21 protein-coding genes and 5 pseudogenes are annotated in these 22,097 nt (G+C 40.0%); 12 read left to right on the top strand and 14 right to left on the bottom strand.

Annotated elements, in window-relative coordinates:
* Positions 1-72 precede the first annotated feature (72 nt).
* Positions 73-628: pseudogene (locus KUH03_RS26200) on the top strand (NifU family protein).
* A 132-nt stretch (positions 629-760) separates the two neighbouring features.
* On the opposite strand, the gene KUH03_RS26195 reads toward KUH03_RS26200, so the two are convergent.
* A complete protein-coding gene (locus KUH03_RS26195; RefSeq protein WP_257087456.1) occupies positions 761-1,861 on the bottom strand; it encodes a glycoside hydrolase family 3 C-terminal domain-containing protein in 1,101 nt (366 codons plus the stop codon).
* A gap of 17 nt (positions 1,862-1,878) precedes the next feature.
* Entirely contained in the window at positions 1,879-3,015 is a 1,137-nt protein-coding gene (locus KUH03_RS26190) for a glycoside hydrolase family 3 protein (protein WP_257087455.1), read from the bottom strand.
* A 389-nt stretch (positions 3,016-3,404) separates the two neighbouring features.
* On the opposite strand from KUH03_RS26190, the gene KUH03_RS26185 reads away from it, so the two are divergent.
* From KUH03_RS26185 to KUH03_RS26145, 8 genes and pseudogenes are all read left to right on the top strand, one after another.
* Positions 3,405-4,253 carry a transketolase gene (locus tag KUH03_RS26185; RefSeq protein ID WP_077437637.1) on the top strand — a complete coding sequence of 283 codons (849 nt, stop codon included), beginning with the start codon at positions 3,405-3,407 and terminating at the stop codon, positions 4,251-4,253.
* A gap of 2 nt (positions 4,254-4,255) precedes the next feature.
* Positions 4,256-5,209: a transketolase family protein gene (locus tag KUH03_RS26180; RefSeq protein ID WP_077437638.1), complete on the top strand. Its 954-nt coding sequence runs from the start codon at positions 4,256-4,258 to the stop codon at positions 5,207-5,209.
* Positions 5,210-5,230: 21 nt separating this feature from the next.
* Positions 5,231-5,774 (top strand): annotated as a pseudogene (locus KUH03_RS46770) (RNA polymerase sigma factor).
* A 33-nt stretch (positions 5,775-5,807) separates the two neighbouring features.
* On the top strand, positions 5,808-6,962 hold the full coding sequence (locus KUH03_RS26165; RefSeq protein WP_257087453.1) for a hypothetical protein: 1,155 nt from the start codon (positions 5,808-5,810) through the stop codon (positions 6,960-6,962).
* A 31-nt stretch (positions 6,963-6,993) separates the two neighbouring features.
* Positions 6,994-7,290, top strand: a complete 297-nt coding sequence (locus tag KUH03_RS26160) for a hypothetical protein (RefSeq protein ID WP_257087452.1) — start codon at positions 6,994-6,996, stop codon at positions 7,288-7,290.
* 148 nt (positions 7,291-7,438) lie between these two features.
* Positions 7,439-8,625: pseudogene (locus tag KUH03_RS49190) on the top strand (aspartate aminotransferase family protein).
* A gap of 87 nt (positions 8,626-8,712) precedes the next feature.
* A complete protein-coding gene (locus KUH03_RS26150) occupies positions 8,713-8,835 on the top strand; it encodes a hypothetical protein (protein ID WP_257087451.1) in 123 nt (40 codons plus the stop codon).
* A complete protein-coding gene (locus KUH03_RS26145) occupies positions 8,808-9,419 on the top strand; it encodes an SGNH/GDSL hydrolase family protein (RefSeq protein ID WP_306429800.1) in 612 nt (203 codons plus the stop codon). Before KUH03_RS26150 ends, KUH03_RS26145 begins: the two co-directional genes overlap by 28 nt.
* 334 nt (positions 9,420-9,753) lie before the next feature.
* On the opposite strand, the gene KUH03_RS26140 is transcribed toward KUH03_RS26145, so the two are convergent.
* The 7 genes and pseudogenes from KUH03_RS26140 to thrA form a co-directional block, all read right to left on the bottom strand.
* The gene (locus KUH03_RS26140) at positions 9,754-10,752 is read right to left on the bottom strand and encodes an MFS transporter (RefSeq protein WP_306429178.1); all 999 of its coding nucleotides are present in this window, start codon (positions 10,750-10,752) and stop codon (positions 9,754-9,756) included.
* A 60-nt stretch (positions 10,753-10,812) separates the two neighbouring features.
* A pseudogene (locus tag KUH03_RS26135) lies at positions 10,813-11,999 on the bottom strand (class I SAM-dependent rRNA methyltransferase).
* A gap of 284 nt (positions 12,000-12,283) precedes the next feature.
* Complete coding sequence (locus KUH03_RS46755; protein ID WP_306429177.1) at positions 12,284-12,550, bottom strand: hypothetical protein; 267 nt, start codon at positions 12,548-12,550, stop codon at positions 12,284-12,286.
* A 5-nt stretch (positions 12,551-12,555) separates the two neighbouring features.
* Positions 12,556-13,530, bottom strand: a complete 975-nt coding sequence (thrC, locus tag KUH03_RS26130) for a threonine synthase (RefSeq protein ID WP_306429176.1) — start codon at positions 13,528-13,530, stop codon at positions 12,556-12,558.
* 127 nt (positions 13,531-13,657) lie between these two features.
* Positions 13,658-14,068: a homoserine kinase gene (locus KUH03_RS49185; protein WP_373564496.1), complete on the bottom strand. Its 411-nt coding sequence runs from the start codon at positions 14,066-14,068 to the stop codon at positions 13,658-13,660.
* Between the two features lie 41 nt (positions 14,069-14,109).
* Positions 14,110-14,652, bottom strand: coding sequence for a homoserine kinase (locus tag KUH03_RS49180; protein WP_373564495.1), 543 nt, complete (start codon positions 14,650-14,652; stop codon positions 14,110-14,112).
* Positions 14,653-14,683: 31 nt separating this feature from the next.
* A pseudogene (thrA, locus tag KUH03_RS26120) lies at positions 14,684-17,125 on the bottom strand (bifunctional aspartate kinase/homoserine dehydrogenase I).
* 527 nt (positions 17,126-17,652) lie between these two features.
* Between thrA and KUH03_RS26115 the strand changes: the two are divergent.
* The 3 genes from KUH03_RS26115 (at position 17,653) to KUH03_RS46745 (ending at position 18,848) form a co-directional block, all read left to right on the top strand.
* Entirely contained in the window at positions 17,653-18,228 is a 576-nt protein-coding gene (locus tag KUH03_RS26115; RefSeq protein WP_257087450.1) for a C40 family peptidase, read from the top strand.
* Between the two features lie 108 nt (positions 18,229-18,336).
* Positions 18,337-18,636: a phosphoribosyltransferase family protein gene (locus KUH03_RS46750; RefSeq protein ID WP_306429175.1), complete on the top strand. Its 300-nt coding sequence runs from the start codon at positions 18,337-18,339 to the stop codon at positions 18,634-18,636.
* Positions 18,618-18,848, top strand: coding sequence for a hypothetical protein (locus KUH03_RS46745; protein WP_306429174.1), 231 nt, complete (start codon positions 18,618-18,620; stop codon positions 18,846-18,848). Before KUH03_RS46750 ends, KUH03_RS46745 begins: the two co-directional genes overlap by 19 nt.
* Positions 18,849-18,856: 8 nt before the next feature.
* On the opposite strand, the gene KUH03_RS26105 is transcribed toward KUH03_RS46745, so the two are convergent.
* The 5 genes from KUH03_RS26105 to KUH03_RS26085 all read right to left on the bottom strand — a co-directional run bounded on the left by KUH03_RS26105 (position 18,857) and on the right by KUH03_RS26085 (position 22,066).
* A complete protein-coding gene (locus KUH03_RS26105; RefSeq protein ID WP_257087449.1) occupies positions 18,857-19,267 on the bottom strand; it encodes a LysM peptidoglycan-binding domain-containing protein in 411 nt (136 codons plus the stop codon).
* A gap of 50 nt (positions 19,268-19,317) precedes the next feature.
* Positions 19,318-20,322 carry a lytic transglycosylase domain-containing protein gene (locus tag KUH03_RS26100; protein ID WP_257087448.1) on the bottom strand — a complete coding sequence of 335 codons (1,005 nt, stop codon included), beginning with the start codon at positions 20,320-20,322 and terminating at the stop codon, positions 19,318-19,320.
* A gap of 182 nt (positions 20,323-20,504) precedes the next feature.
* On the bottom strand, positions 20,505-20,702 hold the full coding sequence (gene tatA, locus KUH03_RS26095) for a twin-arginine translocase TatA/TatE family subunit (protein ID WP_208642640.1): 198 nt from the start codon (positions 20,700-20,702) through the stop codon (positions 20,505-20,507).
* 93 nt (positions 20,703-20,795) lie between these two features.
* Positions 20,796-21,140 carry a murein hydrolase activator EnvC gene (locus tag KUH03_RS26090; RefSeq protein WP_257087447.1) on the bottom strand — a complete coding sequence of 115 codons (345 nt, stop codon included), beginning with the start codon at positions 21,138-21,140 and terminating at the stop codon, positions 20,796-20,798.
* On the bottom strand, positions 21,113-22,066 hold the full coding sequence (locus tag KUH03_RS26085) for a murein hydrolase activator EnvC (RefSeq protein ID WP_257087446.1): 954 nt from the start codon (positions 22,064-22,066) through the stop codon (positions 21,113-21,115). Before KUH03_RS26085 ends, KUH03_RS26090 begins: the two co-directional genes overlap by 28 nt.
* Positions 22,067-22,097: the final 31 nt, after the last annotated feature.

The raw sequence follows: 22,097 nt of genomic DNA, 5'->3' as shown, positions 1-22,097 counted from the left end.
GCTTTGACTTATAGATGACCTTAACAACGCTTGTTTTGATCTATCTTTGTTTGGAATAAAAATAAAATTTAAATGGCTACTATCAACGTATATACAGAATCTACTCCCAATCCTTCAACTATGAAGTTTTTGGTCAATAAGTTATTGATCAATGGTAGTGTGGATTTCCCAAATAAAGAAGCTGCACAAGATTCACCTTTCGCGCTGGAATTATTCAAATTCAATTTCGTAAACGGTGTATTTTTTTGCAAGCAATTTTGTTACCATTACCAAAACAGAAGATGCGGAATGGGAAGATATCGAAGCCTTATTGAAAGACTTCGTAAAAGGTGCTGTAGAATCTGAGCTTGCGGTGAAAGCTGTGCATCATGATACGGAAGTAAACTTTGAAGGAACAGAAACAGAAGTGAAAATACAACAAGTATTACATGATTATGTAAGACCTGCTGTTGAACAAGATGGTGGTGCTATTCATTACAAATCTTTCAACGAAGGTATTGTAACTGTTGAGCTAAAAGGCTCTTGTAGTGGCTGCCCTTCATCAACGATCACCTTAAAAGCTGGTATCGAAGGTTTATTGAAGCGTATGGTCCCAGGTGTGACAGAAGTTGTTGCTGAAGCAATGTAATCATAAATAACATAAGAATTTTTAAAAGGATTCAGCAATATGAAATTTTGCTGAATCCTTTTTTATATCTAATTGTATCTAGTATGCCCTAATAAGGGATATATTTTTTTGCACAAACAGGCGCTGTGAACATCACTCTTTAGTCACATCGAATGAATCTTTCAATGGTAGATTAGCAGATGAATTTCCAATAAAGATTTCAAATTTCCCAGGCTCTACAGTCCATTTATTGTATTGATCCAACAACTCAAGGTGCGCCGGTAAAATTGAAAACTGGACAGACTTTTTCTCACCGGGATTTAATTCGATTTTTTCGAAACCACGCAAATCCATCTCGTAAGTTGTTACAGAAGAAACAACATCCTTGACATAAAGTTGAACGACCTCTGCTCCTTTTCTTTTTCCGATATTCTGTACATCCACTGTAACTGTCAGCGAGTCTGTCGGTCGAATCTGCTTTTTATTCAGACGCAAATTTGAAAATTGAAAATCAGTATAACTTAAGCCATAGCCAAAAGGATAAAGAAATCCAACAACCCGACTATTTCCCCAGCCATTGGGACCAACACCGGGTTGTCCCGCTTGTGCCCCAGGCTTGGTCGGGAAATTCATTTCGATCTGTCCAACAGATTTAGGAAATGAAATCGGAAGCTTTCCGCTCGGATTATACTCACCAAATAACATATCTGCTACAACGTGTCCAGATTGACCACTTAGAAACCAAGTTTCGACAATAGCAGGCAAGTATTTATTTTCCCAATTGACAGACAATGGACGTCCATTAACGAGTACCAGAACGATAGGTTTTCCTGTTTCTTTTAACTTCATTAGGTAATCACGTTGTTTACCTGGTAGATTGAGATCTGAGCGAGACCGGCTTTCTCCAACTTCACGTTCCGATTCTCCCATGACAGCAATAATCAAATCAGACTCCTTCCCTAGGCGTACACCTTCGGACATGCTTTCGATTTCCTCTTTAGACAGATCTGTTGGGATAATTTCACTTTCGGGCCAGTTCTTATCGACAACATCCACCCCTTTCGAGTAGTTTACTTGGACTGCTTTCCCTTTAGCATATTCGATAATGCCATCTTTAATAGTTGTAATCGGATTATTGGATGGCCCATAACGACTTGTTGTATAATTTGTTGCTTCGGCCATAGGGCCCGTCACCAAAATCCGCTTATACTTATTGACATCTATCGGTAATAGCTGCTGCTCATTCTTAAGCAAAACAATGGATTCTCTATTCACTTGCAGGAAATATCCTCATCTGCCTGTGTATGGATTTTCTTGTCCGCCAATGTTGTGTTGTCGACAAGCGGATGATCAAATAATCCTAACTTAAACTTGACAGTCAATACTTCCCGAACACGTTGATCCAATATGTTCATATCAAGCCCGCCTTCGTTGATAAGTTCCATCAATGGTGTCAGGTATGTACTCGGTGGATCGAAATTCGTCCGGACATTGAGTCCTCCCGCTAAGGCTTGCCGTATTGCATCTTTATAATCTACAGCAACATGATGTTTACTGCTGATAAACTCCAGCGCCTCACTATCCGAAACGATATATCCTTCAAATCCATAATCCTTCCGTAGCAAATCTTGCAGAAAATATTTACTTGACGAGACCGGTACACCATCATAGTCATTGTAACTACTCATAATACCCATTGGTTTAGCCTCTTTGACAACCCGTTTAAATGGATATAAATGAAGTTCATGCATTTCACGAAAACCAACATGTGGATCTGTCCTTGCATTTCCATCTCGCCCTCCCTTAGGTACTGAATAGACGGCATAATGTTTCAATGTTGACGCAACACCATTTTGTTGAATACCCAAGACAGCCTGTTTACCCATTTCTGCGATATGAAAAGGATTTTCACCATAAGTTTCCACAACACGCCCCCATCTTGGATCTCGGGAGACATCTAGAATCGGGGCATAGACATTGGTATATCCTAAATATTTCGCTTCTCGCCCCACTATTTCACCTGCACCCCGCACCAATTTGGTATTCCAGGTGCTTCCAATATTAATCGGAGCTGGTAGTGGCGTCGCCCGATCATGGTTGAGACCGTGTATTCCCTCATTAGTAAAATCAACTGGAATACCTAGCCGGGTATGTTCGATAAACCACTTTTGTACATTATTCAATGCAACAGCATGGCGGCTGAAGGGATAAGAAAAAGAGCTTTTTGCCGACTTATTATAGGCAAGACTATTTAACATCTCGTCTATGTTGGCTAATCCATGTTTCCAAATCTCATTGTCCCAGGCAGCCGTAGGTTGTTCATCCTTCAATACTCTTCCATAACCATAGAGTGTAACGGTTTGATTGGCCTTTTCCTGTGTCGTCATCTGGCTCAACAGGTCCTCCACTCGACTTACTACGGATTGTTTGGGATCTTCATAGATATCCTTTTACCATTTTTGTTGAAGTCAATCCAATCTTTATGGTAAACGGGTTTATCCTGAGCAAAAGAATAGAAGTGTAGTACGGAAAATGTCGCAACAAACAGAAAACGTTTAGATTGATTAGGCATCATCTTGAAAATTGTGGGTTTTATAATTAAAAGCAAGGTACAAAAAAAGTTAACATGAAAAGGTCTAAAATTGAAATGGTATCCGTTCGCAAGCTAAGGACCTATTTAACCAAATAGCTATGCGTATCACCATAAAGCCCATACTAAATAAAGAAATTCACTTTTTAACAAGCATCTAGCTTAAAAATAGTTAACTTTACGACCAATTGTGAAACCAACAAAAAAATGAGTGCAGATATTAACAAACTAGAACAAATTGCATCACAAGTAAGACGTGATATCGTACGTATGGTACACGCTTGTCAATCAGGACACCCAGGTGGTTCTTTAGGTTGTACAGATTACTTTGTGGCGCTTTATTTCAATGCAATGAAACGTAATCCTTCCTTTGATATGGACGGAAAAGGAGAGGATTTATTCTTCTTGTCAAACGGACACATTTCACCTGTATTTTACAGTACATTGGCACATGCGGGTTATTTTGAAGCAAGCGAATTGGCAACATTCAGAAAAATCAACTCCAGACTACAGGGGCACCCAACGACACACGAAGGTCTTCCAGGCATCCGCATTGCGTCAGGATCTTTGGGTCAGGGATTATCCGTTGCTATCGGTGCCGCACAGGCAAAAAGATTGAATAAAGACAATAATCTAGTTTATGTATTAATGGGTGATGGTGAATTGCAGGAAGGCCAGGTTTGGGAAGCTGCAATGTATGCACCACACAACAAGATTGACAACTTGATTGCGACTGTTGATTACAATAATGCACAGATAGACGGATCGACAGATCAGGTACTATCATTAGGTGATCTTCGCGCAAAATGGGAAGCTTTTGGCTGGGATGTGATGGAAGTGACTAAAGGAAATGATATGGCTTCAGTAGTTGCAGGCTTAGAAGAAGCAAAATCACGTACCGGAAAAGGTAAACCAGTGGTTATCTTATTGCACACAGAGATGGGAAAAGGTGTTGATTTCATGATGGGTTCTCATAAATGGCACGGTGTTGCTCCAAATGACGAACAATTGGCGTCGGCATTGAATCAACTTACTGAAACTTTAGGAGATTACTAGAAATGAAAAAATATACTTACACAGAGTCAAAAGATACACGTTCAGGTTTTGGTGCTGGCTTATTGGAAGCTGGAAAACAAAATGAAAATGTGGTAGCATTATGTGCTGATTTGATCGGTTCATTGAAAATGAACGATTTTATCAAAGAATTCCCAGAACGCTTTTTCCAAATCGGTATTGCTGAAGCAAACATGATGGGCATCGCGGCTGGACTTACTATTGGTGGTAAAGTTCCTTTCACAGGTACTTTCGCCAACTTCTCTACAGGTCGTGTTTATGACCAAATCCGTCAATCTATCGCATACTCAGGTAAAAATGTAAAAATTGCTGCTTCTCATGCAGGATTAACCTTGGGTGAAGATGGTGCTACACACCAAATTTTGGAAGACATTGGATTGATGAAAATGTTACCTGGAATGACTGTAATCAACCCTTGTGACTTCAACCAAACAAAAGCAGCAACTATTGCGGCAGCGAAATTTGAAGGTCCGGTTTATTTACGTTTTGGTCGTCCGGTAGTTCCTAACTTTACTCCGGCTGATCAAGAATTTGTCATCGGAAAGGCCATCTTATTGAATGAAGGTACAGATGTGACCATCATCGCTACAGGTCACTTGGTATGGGAAGCCATCCAAGCGGGTGAAAAATTGGCAGAATTGGGTATCAACGCCGAAATCATCAATATCCATACGATCAAACCGTTGGACGAAGAAGCGATCTTGAAATCAGTTGCTAAAACGAAATGTGTCGTGACAGCTGAGGAGCACAACCGTCTTGGTGGATTGGGCGACAGCGTTGCGCAAGTACTAGCCAAAGAATTACCGAGCCCGCAAGAATATGTAGCGGTCAACGATAGTTTTGGTGAATCAGGTACTCCAGCTCAACTCATGGAAAAATACGGTTTGAACGCTGACGCTATCGTTGCTGCGGCTCAGAAAGTAATTAAAAGAAAATAACAAAACTACACAGGTCAATATATGGATGACGCTTTAATTATAGCAAAATTCGCCGAAGAAAGTACGCGAGAAGAAGCTTTCCGTTTATTGTTGAAAAATATCAGCAAAAGATTTATTGGCATGTGCGGAGAATGGTAATCGATCACGATGATGCAGATGATGTCGTTCAGGATATTTTTGTCAAAGTATGGAAGAACCTTGGGAACTTCCGTGAAGACTCACAATTGTATACCTGGCTATATCGCATTGCAACAAACGAATGTATTACATTCTTAAATAAAAAAAAAAAAAAAGCAGAACGTGTCGTTGGATGACGACACGACTGCTTACTTAGCAGAAACACTTGCTGATGGCAATTATTTTAATGGTGACAAAGCTCAAATGAAATTGCAACAAGCTTTATTAACATTGCCAGAGAAACAGAAATTAGTTTTCAATATGAAATATTTTGAAGACATGAAATATGAAGAGATTTCTGATGTACTCGGTACAAGTGTTGGTGCATTAAAAGCATCTTACCATTTGGCAGTAAAAAAATAGAGGCTTTTTTAACAACCACGATTAAACCTTTTAGCGAAATTCGGTTCTAACAAATACTATGAAGGAAAATAGCACATATCATGATGGGCTGGAATCTAATCATCTTCCAGAATCATTGCGTGAAAATCCTTTTGGCGTGCCTGAAAATTATTTCAGTGATTTAGAATCTAAAATAATAGCGCAAGTCAAATGGATAGCATGCAAAGATGATTCTGTATTTGAGGTTCCTGATGGGTACTTTGATTCGCTCCCTGATGTTGTGCTGAGCAAAATAGCAGCTGACTCCCTCAAAGCTCAAGTCGCTGGAGATGGCTTCGCTATGCCTGAACAGTATTCAGATAAACTAACAGAAAATATCTTTCATCGAATTTCGGAAGAAAACTTAAAAGAAAAAATCCAATCGGATGGTTTCGATCTTCCTGTGGATTATCATGCAGATCTTGAAGATACTATTTTCGCTCGTGTTGCAGAAGCCGAATTGAAGGAAGTTATCTCAACGGATGGTTTCGACCTTCCTGTAGAATATCATTCAGATCTTGAAGAAACTATTTTCGCTCGTGTTGCGGAAGCAGAATTGAAGGAAGTTATCTCAACAGATGGTTTCGATCTTCCAGTAAATTATCATGCGGATCTTGAAGAAACTATTTTCGCTCGTATTGCGGAAGCAGAATTGAAGGAAGTTATTTCAACGGATGGTTTCGACCTTCCTGTAGATTATCATGCGGATCTTGAAGAAACTGTTTTCGCTCGTGTTGCAGAAGAAAAATTAAAAGATACGGTTCCTGTTACAGGTTTTGACCTGCCACCACATTATTTTGATACGCTTTCAGGCAAAATTATCGGTGCTATTCAGGATATAAAAGAAGAAAGAGATTCAACTCCGATCCGTCGCTTAGGAAAGCCAAAAAAATGGTATACTCGATATGCTGTAGCGGCTTCGTTTACAGCCATGTTAGGTCTAGGTGGGTATTGGGGTTATCAATTCCAGCAGCAAAATACGATCGCACAAGATAATGTAGCCGAGGAACAGCTCAGTCAACATTTATCTGAAATACCCAAGCAGGAAATTATTAATTACCTTTCGGCTTCGGCTTCAGGTGATGACATAATATATATGTCCCAATATACGGATGAAACAAATCTTCCAACGAAAGGATTTGGCACTAACATATCTAAACAAGAGATAGAAGATTATCTAAACTATACCTTATAATGATGTTCAACAAAAAAACATATGGATAACATTGTTCTTTAGTATATTTTCTATTGCCTTGGGCTTTGCGCAAGACAAAAATCGATTTCAAGCTATTGAAAATGAAAAGATAGCTTATATTACTAAGGAACTAGATTTAACACCCAAAGAAGCACAGCAATTCTTTCCACTCTATAATGAATATAGCCAAACATTATGGGATATCCGGAAAGAAAAACTAAATGGAGCCCCTAAAAACAGTTTTAGAGGTGGATCGAGGGATGTATTGCAATATGATGCCAAAGAAGTACAAATAAAAAGGAGTACCGCGCAAAATTTGCCAAGGTGATAGGCAACGCCCGGGCTTCACAATTCTTTGAAGTAGAACAGGAATTTAGGGAACATCTCTATAAATCTTTACAAAATAGAGGGAGATAATCTCAAAAAAAAAAGAAGTCTTCAAGACTTCTTTTTTATTTTCGGACATTTGTATAATCATGCTAAGCAATAGAGAATTATTTTTGATGAACACTGCTCAAACCTCTAGCTCACCTAGGTTGGTTGAAGTGGTTAAGGCCGAGGGTGTCTACCTTTATGGGCCAAATGGGGAAGAATATATGGATCTTGTCTCCGGTTTTAATGTGAGTAATATCGGGCATCGTCACCCCAAAGTACTCGAAGCAATAAAGGCTCAGCTCGATCAATATTTGCATGTCACCGTTTATGGTGAATTTGTACAAGCTCCCCAAGTCCAGTTTGCGACAGAATTACTGGCGGAATTACCTTCAAATTTTCAATCGGTATATCTGACCAACAGTGGTGCAGAAGCTGTCGAAGGGTCTATGAAAATAGCCAAGAAATATACTGGGCGGAGACAGATTATCGCTGCAAAAAGGCCTACCATGGAAGTACACAAGGTGCACTTAGCCTTATCGGGAACGATGAATACCGTCAGGCTTATGCCCCACTCCTTCCAGAAATAGACTTTATTACGTTTAATGATCCGCAAGACTTAACGAAAATTACAACTGAAACAGCCGCTGTGATCCTAGAGGCTATTCAAGGAGAGGCTGGTGTCAGAGTCCCCGATGTGGCCTATATGCAAGCGGTAAGAAAACGTTGTGACGAGACTGGCACCCTGTTGATTTTCGATGAAATCCAGACCGGTTTTGGTCGTACAGGAAAATTGTTTGCCTTCGAACATTTCGGTATTGTACCTGATATCCTGATGTTGGCCAAAGGCATTGGTGGCGGTATGCCATTGGGCGCCTTCGTTGCCGCTAAAGAAGTAATGGATGTCATTAAAGACAATCCGATGTTGGGTCATATCACCACATTCGGAGGACATCCCGTGAGCTGTGCCGCTGCACGTGCATCACTCGCAGTGATCAAATCGGAAAAACTGGTTGAACAGGTTGCCCATAAGGCCAACTTATTTAGAGAAAAGCTCAGCCATCCAACAATTAAAGAAATCCGAGGTCAAGGCCTTATGATGTGCTTACAATTGGACAACTTTGATCAGGTTTATAATGTCAGTAAATACTGTGCGGAGCAGGGTGTCATGATTGACTGGTATCTTCACTGTGAAACAGCACTTCGTGTGGCTCCACCATTGACCATTACGGATGCTGAAATTGAAAAAGCCTGTAACATCATTATAAAAGGTTTGGAAAAGTATGCTTAAAGTATGTAACTTTAAGCATAACAAAAACCTAATAATGAGCACAAACCGCAGATCATTTATCAAAAAAGTATCATTGGAGCTGGTCTTTTGACTGGAGCCAATTTATTGGGCAACGAAGCTTATGCCTATGAGGATAGTTTCAAATCTTCAAAAATAAGTTTGAATGACGAAGATATCATCCTATTTCAGGGGATTCTATTACGGATGTAGGCCGCGATAGGAATAACAGAAATCCCAATGACACCAAGGCCCTAGGTCAAGGTTATGCCTTGTTGGCTGCAAGCGAATTATTGAATAAATATGCCGCAAAGAAACTGAAGGTTCATAATACTGGAATTAGTGGCAATCGTGTTCCCGACCTTCAAAAACGTTGGGCGGAGGATACATTGGCATTCAAACCAACTGTATTAAGTATCTTGATCGGCGTAAATGATTTTTGGCGAACGATAGACCGCGGAGCCAAAACGACTGTTGAAGAATATAAATCGCAGTACCAGCAATTGTTGCAGGAGACATTACAAAATCTTCCGAATGTTAAACTGATTATTGGAGAACCTTTTGCTGTAAAAGGGGTAGGCCATATCACGGATGCTTGGTACCCCAAATTTTTAGCTTATCAGGAGACCGCACGTAATGTTGCAAAAGAGTTCAACGCGATACTCCTTCCTTATCAAAAAATCTTTGACAATGCCCAAAAGACTGCCCCAGGAGCCTATTGGGCAGCGGATGGTGTGCACCCCACCCTTGCTGGAGCGCAACTGATGGCAGCAGCCTGGATGGACTGTATCAAATAGTATAAAGAGAAAACTATACAAAAAGTAAAAGTCCCTGAGAATTAATTAATCAAAAGAGGTTTTAAAGGGATACAAATAAAACTAAAGAAAAGCGGGAGTGTCCAAAAGATTGATACTCCCGCTTTTTAATATATCATATTCTAAATCTCTTTATAGGGTGTTTTCTGTAGATTAGGAAGAAAATAGGCGACGACACCGATTAAGGGTAAATACGAACACAGATGGTAAATAAATTCGATGGACGTATGATCCGCCTGCCATCCGAGTACCGCAGACCCGATTCCCCCATGCCAAATGCAAATCCATAAAACAAACCAGAAACCATACCCAGCTTCTAGGCAATAACTCCTGTGCATATACGATAATTGCAGGAAACGCAGATGACAATATTAATCCGATGATCACAATAAGTATCCCCGTCATTGTGAGGCCAACATAGGGTACGGCCAATGCAAAGGGGCCACCCTAAAACGGAAAACCAAATCACATATTTCCGTCCAAAACGATCTCCGAATGCTCCACCTAGCAAGGTCCCCACCGCAACGGCAATCAGAAAATAAAACAGGTACACCTGTGCTTCCACCTCATTGATCCCAAACTTTTTCATCGTGTAAAACTGAAAATAATTAGTAATACTTGCGATATAGAAATATTTGGAAACGATCAACAACAATAGGATAATGACAGTTGCGACAATACGTGAATTGGGAAGATCTGGAACACGAATATTCCTTTTTGTTGATCTCGAAACATTTGCAAGTCGACGCTTATACCAGGTGCCGATATAATAGGAAATAAACTGGCCAACAAGTGTAAATAAGCACATCCAGGCAACAGCTTGCTGTCCTCGAGGTAAGACCAGAAAAGCAACTATAATAGGTGCTAGAGCTGTCCCTGCATTCCCACCGATCTGAAAAATGGACTGTGCCATACTCCTTCTACCACCTGAAGCCATGTAAGCCACACGTGAAGACTCCGGATGGAAAATTGAGGAGCCAATCCCAACGAGAAAAACGGAGAACAATATCCATGCATAGCTATGTGCCTGGGAAAACAACAACATGCCCACAAGCGAAAAGGACATACCGATAATCTGTGAATACGGAACAGGATGTTTGTCCGTAAATGAGCCGACAACAGGTTGAAAAATTGAAGCGGCAATCTGATATACTAATGTAATCATCCCCACTTGAGAAAAACTCAGGTGATGCTCTTCTTTTAATAAAGGGTATGTGGCAGGAATTACAGCCTGAATAAGATCATTCAGCAAGTGCACCATACTCACGGCAAACAAAATAGAAAAAATAGGTCTAGTTTCTTTTTCTTTGATCATGATTTCGCTTTAAATTAAAAAGGTCGATTTATTCAAATCAACCTATATATCTGCATTTATTTATAATACACGTACCAACAGTCCTTTGAGGTATTCTCCTTCTGGAAAGGAAGCCCTAACAGGATGATCTTCGGGTTGATGGAATTGTCGAATAAACTGTATCTCTTTACCAGCGTCCAATGCGGCCCAGGCAAGCACCTGTTTAAAAGTGTCCATATCCATTGCTCCGGAGCATGAAAATGTCGCCAATAACCCACCACTATTCAACAGCATTAAACCCCGACGATTTAAATCTTTATAAGCCCGCGACGCTCTTTCCAAAGCTGAACGGGAAGGTGCATACTTTGGAGGATCTAAGACGATCAAATCGAATTTTTCACCCTCATCTACAAACTTACGCAATTGCTTATTGACGTCAGACAAAATTGCTTTATGCCGACTTGGCTCAAACCCGTTTTCGGCTACATTTTTTCAAGAGTTTCAATCGCCAGCGCAGAGCTATCTACGGACACAACTTCACTTGCACCTGCTTTTAAGCTATTCAGTGTAAATCCACCAGAATAACAGAAACAATCCAATACCCTTTTATCAGCAACATACTGCGCTGTCAATAACCTATTCTCACGCTGGTCACAATAGAAACCTGACTTTTGCCCATCGATGATATTTACCTTATAATGAAGGCCATTTTCGATGACGTCCACAAATTCAGGTGGTACCTCGCCAGACAAAAGACCATTTGTGTCTGGTAGGCCCTCATGCTCACGAGATTTCAGATCACTACGTTCATAGATTCCAGTAGGATTTAACAGCGTATTTAACTCTGCAATAATGATATCTTTAACCTTTTCTACTCCTACAGAATGGACCTGAATAGAAATAAAATCAGCATACTTATCCACGATTAATCCCGGAAGAAAGTCTGCCTCGGCAAAAATCAAACGAACGGTATTGGTAATGCCTTCCTGCAGCAAATGTTGTCTAGCTGCCACCGCCTTTTGAATACGGGTGCGCCACCAATCCGCATCAATCTGAGCTTGCGGATTCCATTCCAGTAAGCGGATAGCCACCCGCGAACTATTGTGAAACAATCCGTATGCAATAAACTCACGCTCGGCATTGTAAACCCCTACAATTTCGCCATCTTCAATCTTATCGGACAATGATTTAATTGCTCCGGAAAATACCCAAGGATGCAATTGCCAGGCAGCTTTATCCTTACCCTTATTCAAATAAACTGATTTCATTACTGCAAAATTAACTTATTATTTCGACATCCAAATGAAACATACGATATAAATAGCATAAGCAACAAAAACAGTGAATACCTAAGCCATAATCGATAAAAGCTAGTTTATAAAAACACTATCCAAAAAGTGAAAGCCTCCCAAGAATTAAAGATTTAAAAAGAGATTATAGGAGAAACTACGAATAGAGAAAAAGGGGACGCTCAAAAGATCGCCCCTTCGCGTTTAGTTATGGTTGATTAGATATCTTTTGAACGCTTCGAAGTTTACCGCCAAAGGTTCCGCTAATTTTTCTTTTCCTGCAACGCTTCCGCACCGGCTGGCAATACAATTTTTGCGAACACATCGGCATCTATTGCATCTGGGAATTTACAAGGATGTGCAGTCGATAAGAATACCGAAGCATAAGTACCTGGATGATCATTCGCATAAGCCTGTGCACCTAACCAAGCGATAGCGGTATGGGGACAGGCAATATAATTTGCATCTTGAACAAGTCTGTCCATCCCAGCTTTTGTTTCCTCGTCAGTAAAGGTATAAGAAGAGAGCATAGCTTTTAACTCCGCCAGATTACCTGCAAAAGATCCTGAATACGCACCCAATTGCTTGGGTCTCCAACATCCATAGCATTACTCAATGTCTGAATGGAAGGTTTAGGCGCATATTGTCCCGAAGAAAGGAATCGTGACACTGTATCGTTGACATTTGTCGCTGCCACAAAATGTTTGACAGGAAGTCCCATTTTATAAGCTAATAAACCTGCCCCAATATTCCCAAAATTACCACTTGGCACAGTAAATACCACTTCATTGATCCCTTGGGATCTTAGTTGCGCATAGGCATAAAAGTAATAAAAGGTCTGTGGGATCAATCGGGCAATATTAATTGAATTGGCCGATGTCAACCGCAAAGTTTGATTGAGTTCGGCATCATTAAAAGCCTGCTTCACAAGTGCCTGACAGTCGTCAAACGTGCCATCTACCTCTAATGCGCGTATATTTTGTCCATTTGTAGTCAGCTGGAGTTCCTGCACCTCGGAAACTTTGCCCTTGGGGTATAATATTGTAACACGGGTTCCCTCTACTCCTAGGAAGCCTAAGGCTACCGCTCCTCCTGTATCTCCAGAAGTTGCGACAAGTACGTCCAGCAACTTATCATCGGATTTAGAAAAATACGCCATGATACGGCTCATAAACCGGGCTCCAAAATCCTTGAAGGCATAAGAAGGCCCGTGAAATAGCTCTAAAACAGCTGTACTGTTGTTTAGGAATTTTACGGGTGCCTCAAAATTAATCGCATCATCAACAATCTTCTTTAGATCTGGTTTAGGAATATCATTGCCCAAAAGAGTTGAAGCAACCTCCAGAGCAATTTCCTGTAAAGAATATTGTTGTATATTTTTGATAAACAATGGATCCAATTGCGGAATTTGCTCAGGCATATACAAGCCTTTATCCGCTGGCAGCGAATTAAACACTGCGTCTTTAAAAGAAACAGCTAATGTCTTATTATTTGTACTGTAAAATTTCATCTTTTAATACTTATTTGATGTACATCTATTCTGATTAATCAAAAAGAGTACATTATACGATTTTTATGCAATCAGTAAGATACTTTGCACCTTGCTTAGTTTTTACGCGCATGGTACAGTAAAATTTCTAATTTAACACCCTTGGTCCTTCGACATTTACCTTTGACACATAACCAAAGCTCTCAATTTCATTTTCTTTGAGATGCGCCTGAATTCTGTCTGCAATATTTTTTGCGATTTGCTCATCCCGTGTAATCGCGACTACGGAGGGGCCTGAACCGGATATCCCGAAACTCAAGGCACCATGCTGTAGAGCGATTTCCTTCATTTCATAAAATTGTGGAATCAGAATCGCGCGTGTGGGTTCAATCAGAATATCCTTCATACTGCGTGCAATCAGATCATAATCTTCCATAAATAAAGCCGCAACCAAGCCGGCAATATTGCCCCATTGTGTTACTGCATCTTTTAATAGGACTTTATCTTTAATTAATTGTCGGGCATCACGTGTAGGGACATCTACTTGTGGAAATACCACGGCTGCGACTAACTCCTTTGGTGAAGGAATTGAAATAACATCTAAAGGTTCGTTCCTCTAATCAACGTGATACCTCCATAAAGCGCCGGTGCAACATTATCAGCATGTCCGGTGCCACAGGCCAACCGTTCACCCTCAACACAAAATGGTAAAAGTTCTTCTTTTGTCAATGGACTGCCAAGCATAACATTAATCGCAAAGAGCCCAGCCACCGTACTCGCGGCACTGGATCCCAAGCCTGAGCCGATTGGCATGTGCTTGTGCAACTCAATTTCAACACCTACTTTCGAAGCAATATTTAGCGCCTGCAACAGGTACTGAACGCAAGCCGAAACGGTATTTTTGCTCGGGTCGAGCGGGAGTCTACCGTCATCTCCTGTAATTTGCTTGATAGTCACTCCGGGTTGCTCCTTACGTCGCATGATCACCTCATCTCCAGGCTGCTCTACAGCAAAGCCCAGTATATCAAAACCACAGATCATATTCGCTACAGTTGCGGGAGCAAATACCCGAACTTCGGGTAACATCTTGTCTAAATCGATTACTTTACCTTTTAGATATTCTACATTTAAATTATTGGCCATTACTTCAGTCGTTATTTCCTCTAAAATAGTTTTATGCACCTACGTTAACTAAATCTGCAAAGACACCCGCAGCAGTCACTTCTGCTCCAGCCCCGGCCCTTTGACAACCAAAGGACGCTCTTTATACCGTTCTGTCGTAAATGAAATAATATTATCACTACCCGACAGCGCATAAAAAGGATGATTTTCATCTACAAATTGGATCGCAATGGAAACCTTTCCATGCTCCAGTTTTCCGATATAACGGATTACTTTGTTCTCGCGGGCAGCGCGCGCTTTCATATCTTCAAAATAGGCATTCTCATTTTGTAATTCCGCATAGAAGGAATCTACTGTCTCAGCTTTCAGGCAAGCTGCGGGAAGAATTGGTCCAAGGTCTACGTCTTCCGCTTCGACAGGATAACCTGCGTCCCTAGCTAAAATCAACATTTTACGCATAAAGTCTATTCCCCCAGATCATCTCTTGGATCCGGTTCGGTATAGCCTAATTCTTGTGCTTGCTTTACAACATTAAAAAAACGTAGCATCGTCTTTGAAATTGTTAAAGATGTAAGATATAGTACCTGAAAGAATAGCCTCGATCTTTAAGATACGGTCACCACTGAACATCAAGTCTTTAAGAACCCTTACAATAGGCAATCCGGCCCCAACATTGGTTTCATAGAAGAAGTCCACGCCATGTTTATGTGCCGTATCGCGAAGCGTCTTATATTGTGCATATTTTCCAGAATTCGCGATTTTGTTACAGGTTACGATGGAGATATTGGACTTAAAGATATCTTCATAATATGTTGCCGGCAATTTACTCGCTGTATTATCAATGAAAACACAGTTCGGCAAGTTCAGGGCTTTCATTTTCTCGATAAACAAAGCAAGATCTGCCTCGGAACCATTTTTCTCGAGTTCAGCTGACCAATTATTTAGTTCCACACCTTCGGTATTGAACAACATTTTACGACTATTGGAAATTCCAACAACTTTGATCTCAATATCATTTTTATCGAGCAGAAAATCGTGCTGATCCTCTAATTGTTTAAATAGCGTCGCACCGATATTACCTGTACCGATATTAAACACATGCAATGTTTTTTCAGTTCCGCAAAAAAGCATCATGAACAGCGTTGAGCGCTTTGGCCAAATCTTCTTTACCGATGATGACCGAAATATTGTATTCGGATGAGCCTTGTGCTATTGCCCGGACATTGATACCGTTCCTTCCAAGTGCAGAAAATAACCTACCAGACATTCCCGGAGTCCGTTTCATATTTTCACCGACAATGGCCAATACAGAAAGATTTTCCTCGATAGCGGGGATGACCAATTTATTCGCCTGAATTTCCAATTCGAATTCTATTTCGATCAACTGGATCGCACGCTTTGCATCCGATGGGTTGACCGCAAAGGTGATACTGTGTTCGGAAGAAGATTGTGTAATCAATACAACATTGATTTGTTCCCTAGCCAACAGTGTAAAAAGGCGTCCGCTAAACCCTGACTTGCCGATCATTCCTGATCCACTTAGATTGATCACAGAAATATCCGAAATAGAAGAAATCCCTTTGATCGGTAGTGCCGTTTTCCACTATCAAATTGGATCACTGTACCTGAGAAATCAGGTTCAAAAGTATTGCGAATAACAATTGGGATTTTTCTCAAAAATGCCGGGATCATGGTGGGTGGGTAGATGACCTTAGCACCAAAATAAGATAGTTCCATTGCCTCAGTATAGGAAAGTACGGGGAGTGAGAAGGCTTTTTCACGATCCGGGGATCAGCGGTCAGCATTCCGTTAACGTCAGTCCATATTTCGATCGCCGTAGCATCCAATATTGACCCAAAGATAGCGGCTGTATAGTCCGATCCGCCACGTCCTAAGGTGGTAATGCGACCATTCTCGTTGCTCCCAATAAAGCCAGTCACAAACAGCAGCTTGTCACCATGAGTGATATACATCGATTTCACAAGCTGCTCGGTCAATGCCTCATTTAAATGGGCATTCCCGAAATTCGAATCAGTCTTTACATAGTGTGAGGCATCTATAAATAAAGCCTCCGGTATGTATTGTTCCATGACTTTAGAAACCATATAATTGGAACAGCGCTCGCCATAACTGAGAATCAAGTCTTTACTTTGATTGCTCAATTCTCTCAGTGCAAAAATCCCTGGAGAAGATCCTCGATCTCATTGAAAAATAACTTAAGTTTCGTGAAAACAGGATTTTGGAACTTTACTGCGAGAAGTTCTTTCACAACTGCAAAATGTTTATCTTCCAAAGATTTAAGTCCATCCGAAAAGGACTTCCCTTCAGCTGCGTCTTCTGCCAATTGGGTTAGTAAATTTGTTACACCCGACATCGCGGATAATACCACAAGGGGCTTTTCCTTAGCATCGTAGGATTTCTTGACAATACTTAAGACTGCTTTGAGACTTTCTACTGTTCCGACTGAAGTTCCTCCAAATTTTAAAACTTTCATACTGATCTATACTGTTTGTTTAGTTTGATTTATGCGACAAAAAAAGCGCTTTCCCTTTTGAGGAAAGCGCTTCGAAATATTGTGTCTACAATTATATACAATGAAACTACTTCCTCCTGAGTTTTATCCCGGTGGTAATAATAATCGTTGTAATAATTGTGTTTGTGTTCATTGTTTTTGCTTATGTATTGTAAATATAGAACAAATATTATCACATTCCTAAAGAAAATTAATATTTTTTTCAGTTTCACAAAAACAAGCCTTAAAGAATGGTATTCTAGCAGAACACCCCTATTCTTGGGAGTCTGAAACCACCACCTACTTGTAGTAGAAGTTCGACAGACCGATTAAATTTCAATATCTCCAAAAAGCGTTAAGAAAGATGTTAAAATTGTTAAAATTTCGTTAAATAGCTTTAAAAAAATTTGACCTTAAACTGATATTGTATTATATTCGCAACAGTGCTGTCCAAAATAGATGACAGTATTGAATTTTAAAAGTTAAATGTTGTACAAAAAAGCGATTTAATGAAAACAAAGAAATTTATAGCGTCAATGCTATTTATCGGCTTATGTCTAGTGTCGCAGGCACAAACCAACAGAAACTCCAAACCTGAATCAGATCCTGATAACCTTGCTAAAGAATACTTCTCACAAATTATGGGTGTTGCAGTCTCAGCAACAACAAACACAAAACTTTATCAATTTGTTTACGAATGGCTAGGTACTCCATACCGTTTGGGCGGAGATTCAAAACGAGGCATTGATTGTTCTAAATTTTCTTACGAATTATATGACAAAGTATTTAACACGTCATTGGGTTACAATAGTCGTAACCAGTATTCGCAAGTAAAGACTGTAGAGAAGAATGAGTTGAAAGCAGGGGATTTGGTATTCTTTAAAATCAGAAGTAGAAGCATTACGCATGTGGGTGTTTATATTGGTGACAATAAATTTGCTCATGCTTCTTCCAGCAAGGGTGTTATGATCAGCAATTTGGACGAACCATACTGGAGACGCTACTATTATAACGGTGGACGTTTACCAGAAGACAATAAATCGCTTACTGCCGAAATATTGAAAGCAGAAAAGATAATAAACTGAACTAGAGGTTCAGTTATCGACATAAAAAGTCCAAAGCTTTAAACGGCTTTGGGCTTTTTTATACAATTTAATATCCTATTTTTACCCTATAATCATTGAAATACTATTATGTCTTCAAAGAAAACGCTCATCTTAAATAAAGAACAAATAAAACAGAAGTCTATCCGTATTGCCTATCAGATTTTAGAAGACAATTTTGAAGACGAAACACTTGTTTTGGTTGGGATTGCCGATCGGGGTTATGTATTTGCGCAACGCCTGCAGGCGATATTAAAGGATATCTCAGACAAGGAAATTCTTTTGATTAAAGTTACCATGAAGAAAACAAGCCGCTCTTTGAGTGCTGGTACAGACTTACCTGTTGATATTGCAAAGACAAAACAATCATCTTGGTTGATGATGTATTAAATAGTGGTAGAGCACTGGCCTATGGTTTGGGTGTGTTTCTCAATGTTCCATTAAGGAAGATGAGAACAGCGGTCTTGATCGATCGGAGCCATCACAAGTTCCCAATCTTTAGTGACTACTATGGCACCAAATTGTCTACCATCCTAAAAGAACATGTCACTGTTACCCTAGAGGAATTTGATAACGAAGAAGATGCAGCATGGTTAGTATAACCATGTTGCTATTTCTTTGACACTTTCAATTTCATTCCCGGTTTAATCCGGCTTCCATTCAGATCATTATCGCTTTTTAGCCGGCTAACAGATACACCGTTTTTGTCAGCAATTTGGGATAAGGTATCACCCTTTTTAACCACATAATATGCTGTACGGCTAGCAGCTCGTTGTTGACTCTTCTTAACCGATTTTTCAGCATTATGCGCTAATTTAGCATTAACAAAATTATCTTCCTTCTTGATCAATAAATTTTGCCCCGGTACGATTTTATTTCCGCGTAGGTTGTTCCAGGACTTTATATCCTGAACAGTAACCTCAAATTTTTCAGCTACTGAAGCAAATGTTTCCCCGACTTTCACCTTATATTTTCCATCTTTTAAAAGTTCCGTAGGTTCGTTAGTGCCCGAACTAGCCATCACTGAAGTGGGTATAGGTGTATTGAGGGCAGCATATAGCTCCTCTGTAGCTATTTTCTTATCAATACAGGCAAAACTAATCTTAATGGTGCTTCTTCGGTACCGTTTAAAATATTCTTCTTAAAGCTAGGATTTAGTGCGCGGAGGGTTTCTTTGGATACATCTAAAGCTGCTGCTATCTGATTTAACGAGATCCTTTTGTTGATGTCTAATGCTTGGGTTCTCAGAGAGAGCTCTGTATCAGCTGCATTTATATTGTTTTCCTCGGCATACTTCATCGCATAAGTCATAGCAATGAATTTGGGAATATAGTTTTGTGTTTGTTGTGTCAGATAGGGAGCGATGTCCCAAAAAGTAGGCTTGTCTTTACCCGAACGTTGAATCGCTCGTCCAACAGCACCTTTTCCACCATTGTATGATGCGATTGCCAAAAGCCAGTCACCATATTCGTCATAAGCTTCTTTCAAGATTTTCGCGATCGCGTAACTGGAAGCGATGGGATCCATACGCTGGTCAGTATAACTATCTACGGTCAGGTTATAAGTCTTTGCCTCATAATACATCAACTGCCATAATCCAGTAGCGCCAGCACTTGAAATATCTCGTGGATTCAAAGACGATTCAACCACACTCAGATATTTCAGATCTCTAGGCACACCAACCTCATCCATGATGCGATCAAACATTGGAAAGTAATACTGTCCAAGTCCCATCATTCTACACATATAAGGATTGTAATTGTTGGAGGTGTATTTGGAGATCAGGTTTTTCACCTGTGGAGAGTAATTTAAGGGTACTTCTCGTTCGATTGCTTTGAGTTTGCGAACGAGCTGTATTTCTTCTTCGGTAATGGTGGAATCATCCTGTCGACTATTTCCCGAAGATTTGACACTGTCCAGGTATTGATAAATCTCCTGTTTTTCCCTATCAATCCTTCCTTGGATAACCTGATGTGTGGCTTCTCTCATGCCTTCTACAGCGCTTTCTTGAGCCATGATAGGCAGCACATAGCACAGCCCTCCTAGTATTGAAATTAACGTCTGTTTTCCGATCATAAATTTACTGTTAAATCCAGGTCTGATTTTTCTTCTTAAAAATCAACAATAATCTAAACGCTTAGAAACGGATTTTAGTATAAAAATGGTTCTGGCCTATTCAGCTATAGGTCCAGGATAAAACAAAATACGATTTTGTGAGTAACAAAATCGTATTTATGCTATATGGGATAAAATTACCCTTACTTGTTATCTTCTACTTCAGATTTCTTTTCAGCCGAAGAATCTTCTTTTTGACCTTCTTTGAATTCTTTCACCCCCTTACCCAATCCGCGCATCAACTCAGGAATCTTCTTACCTCCGAATAACAGTAACAATGCTATTACAATGAGGATAATCTCATTCGCTCCCAAACCCATGATTAAAAATGATGTTGACATATCTATAATTTCTTGTTTTTCAATTCTTTTAAACTAAATCTATTCTCCCTCTTTACAAATGTAGTGATAATTATTAAATATAGTAATTATTTCTTATCTCGCCAACCACGACATCGGATTCAATGGTGTTGATCCCTGATAAACAGAGAAGTCGACCATTGGTACACCTGTATCTGAATCCACATCTGCCGTACCGATTGTTTGACCTGTACTTACCTTCTGTCCCTTAGAAACACTGACACTACCTAAGTTATTATATACTGTAAAGTACTCACCGTGTTTAATCATCACAATGCGTTGTCCATACATCGTCAGCACGCTACTTACCTCGCCTGCAAAAACCGCTTTAACTGCAGCCCCGCTGGACGTTTGTATTTTCACCGACTCATGATCCCAGTTCACATTTCTACCTACGCTTTCACCACCAAAACCTTGCATAACTTTCGCATTCGAAACCGGCCAAGGCAAGCTACCTCGATTAGATCTAAAATCATTTGAAAGCTTGATCGCTTCCGGTGTGCTGCGTAAGACCTCAGAATCTGTTTTCCGTGCGGTATTACTACTTTTTGTACTCGTACTGTTTTTACCTTTCGAAGCATTTGCAGATTCATTTGCTTTCCGATTACGTTCTGCGGCTGCTTCGGCAGCACGACGAGCAGCTTCTGCACGTCTTCTTTCAGCTTCAATCTCTCTTCTAATGATTTCTTTGATAGCAGCATTGATCCGACGTTCTTCTTTTTTTTTTGCGTGATATCTTTCTTCACACCACGTTCTGTAACAATGAGGTCACTCAATTGCCCAGAGTAAACAGAGCGTTGTTGAGAGATCGTTCTCTTTTCCGTTTCCTGCTCTTTCATCAATGCAACCTGCTTATTTCGGTCGGCTTGCAATTGTGCAATTTTTTGTTCGATCTGTTTCTTCGTATTCTCGATATCTGCAGCCTTTAATTTTCTTGAATCATTAAATTGCTGTAAATATTTTACGCGTCTAAATCCTTGATTAAAATCCTTCGAAGCAAAAATAAACATCAGTTTATTGTAGGCGTTACGATTACGAAAAGCAAACATGACCATCTTTTCATAATCACGTTTCATTTTTTCCAGTTCGGCCTTCAATTTATTTACTGCTGCTGTATTCGCATTAATATGTTTATTGATGACTGCTACCTCAGAAGTGATTGTATTTATCTTTTGTTCACGTAAATTGATCTGCTTACTCAAGGCAGTCACCTGTTGCTGTGTCAACGATTTTTCCTTGGCTATTTCTTTCACAGTATTCTGCAATTCAGCAATTTCGCGAGTAAGTTTCTCCCGTTGCTTTTCCAGCTCGGCTCTCGTCTGAGCAGCAGAAATACCAATCATCAAAATGAATGCTACTATACCAAATATCGTCTTT

It is taken from the genome of Sphingobacterium sp. E70, assembly GCF_019285695.1.
GTDB lineage: Bacteria > Bacteroidota > Bacteroidia > Sphingobacteriales > Sphingobacteriaceae > Sphingobacterium > Sphingobacterium detergens.
The sequence above is the reverse complement of the archived record's forward strand: the minus strand, read 5'-3'. Positions and strand labels throughout refer to the sequence as shown.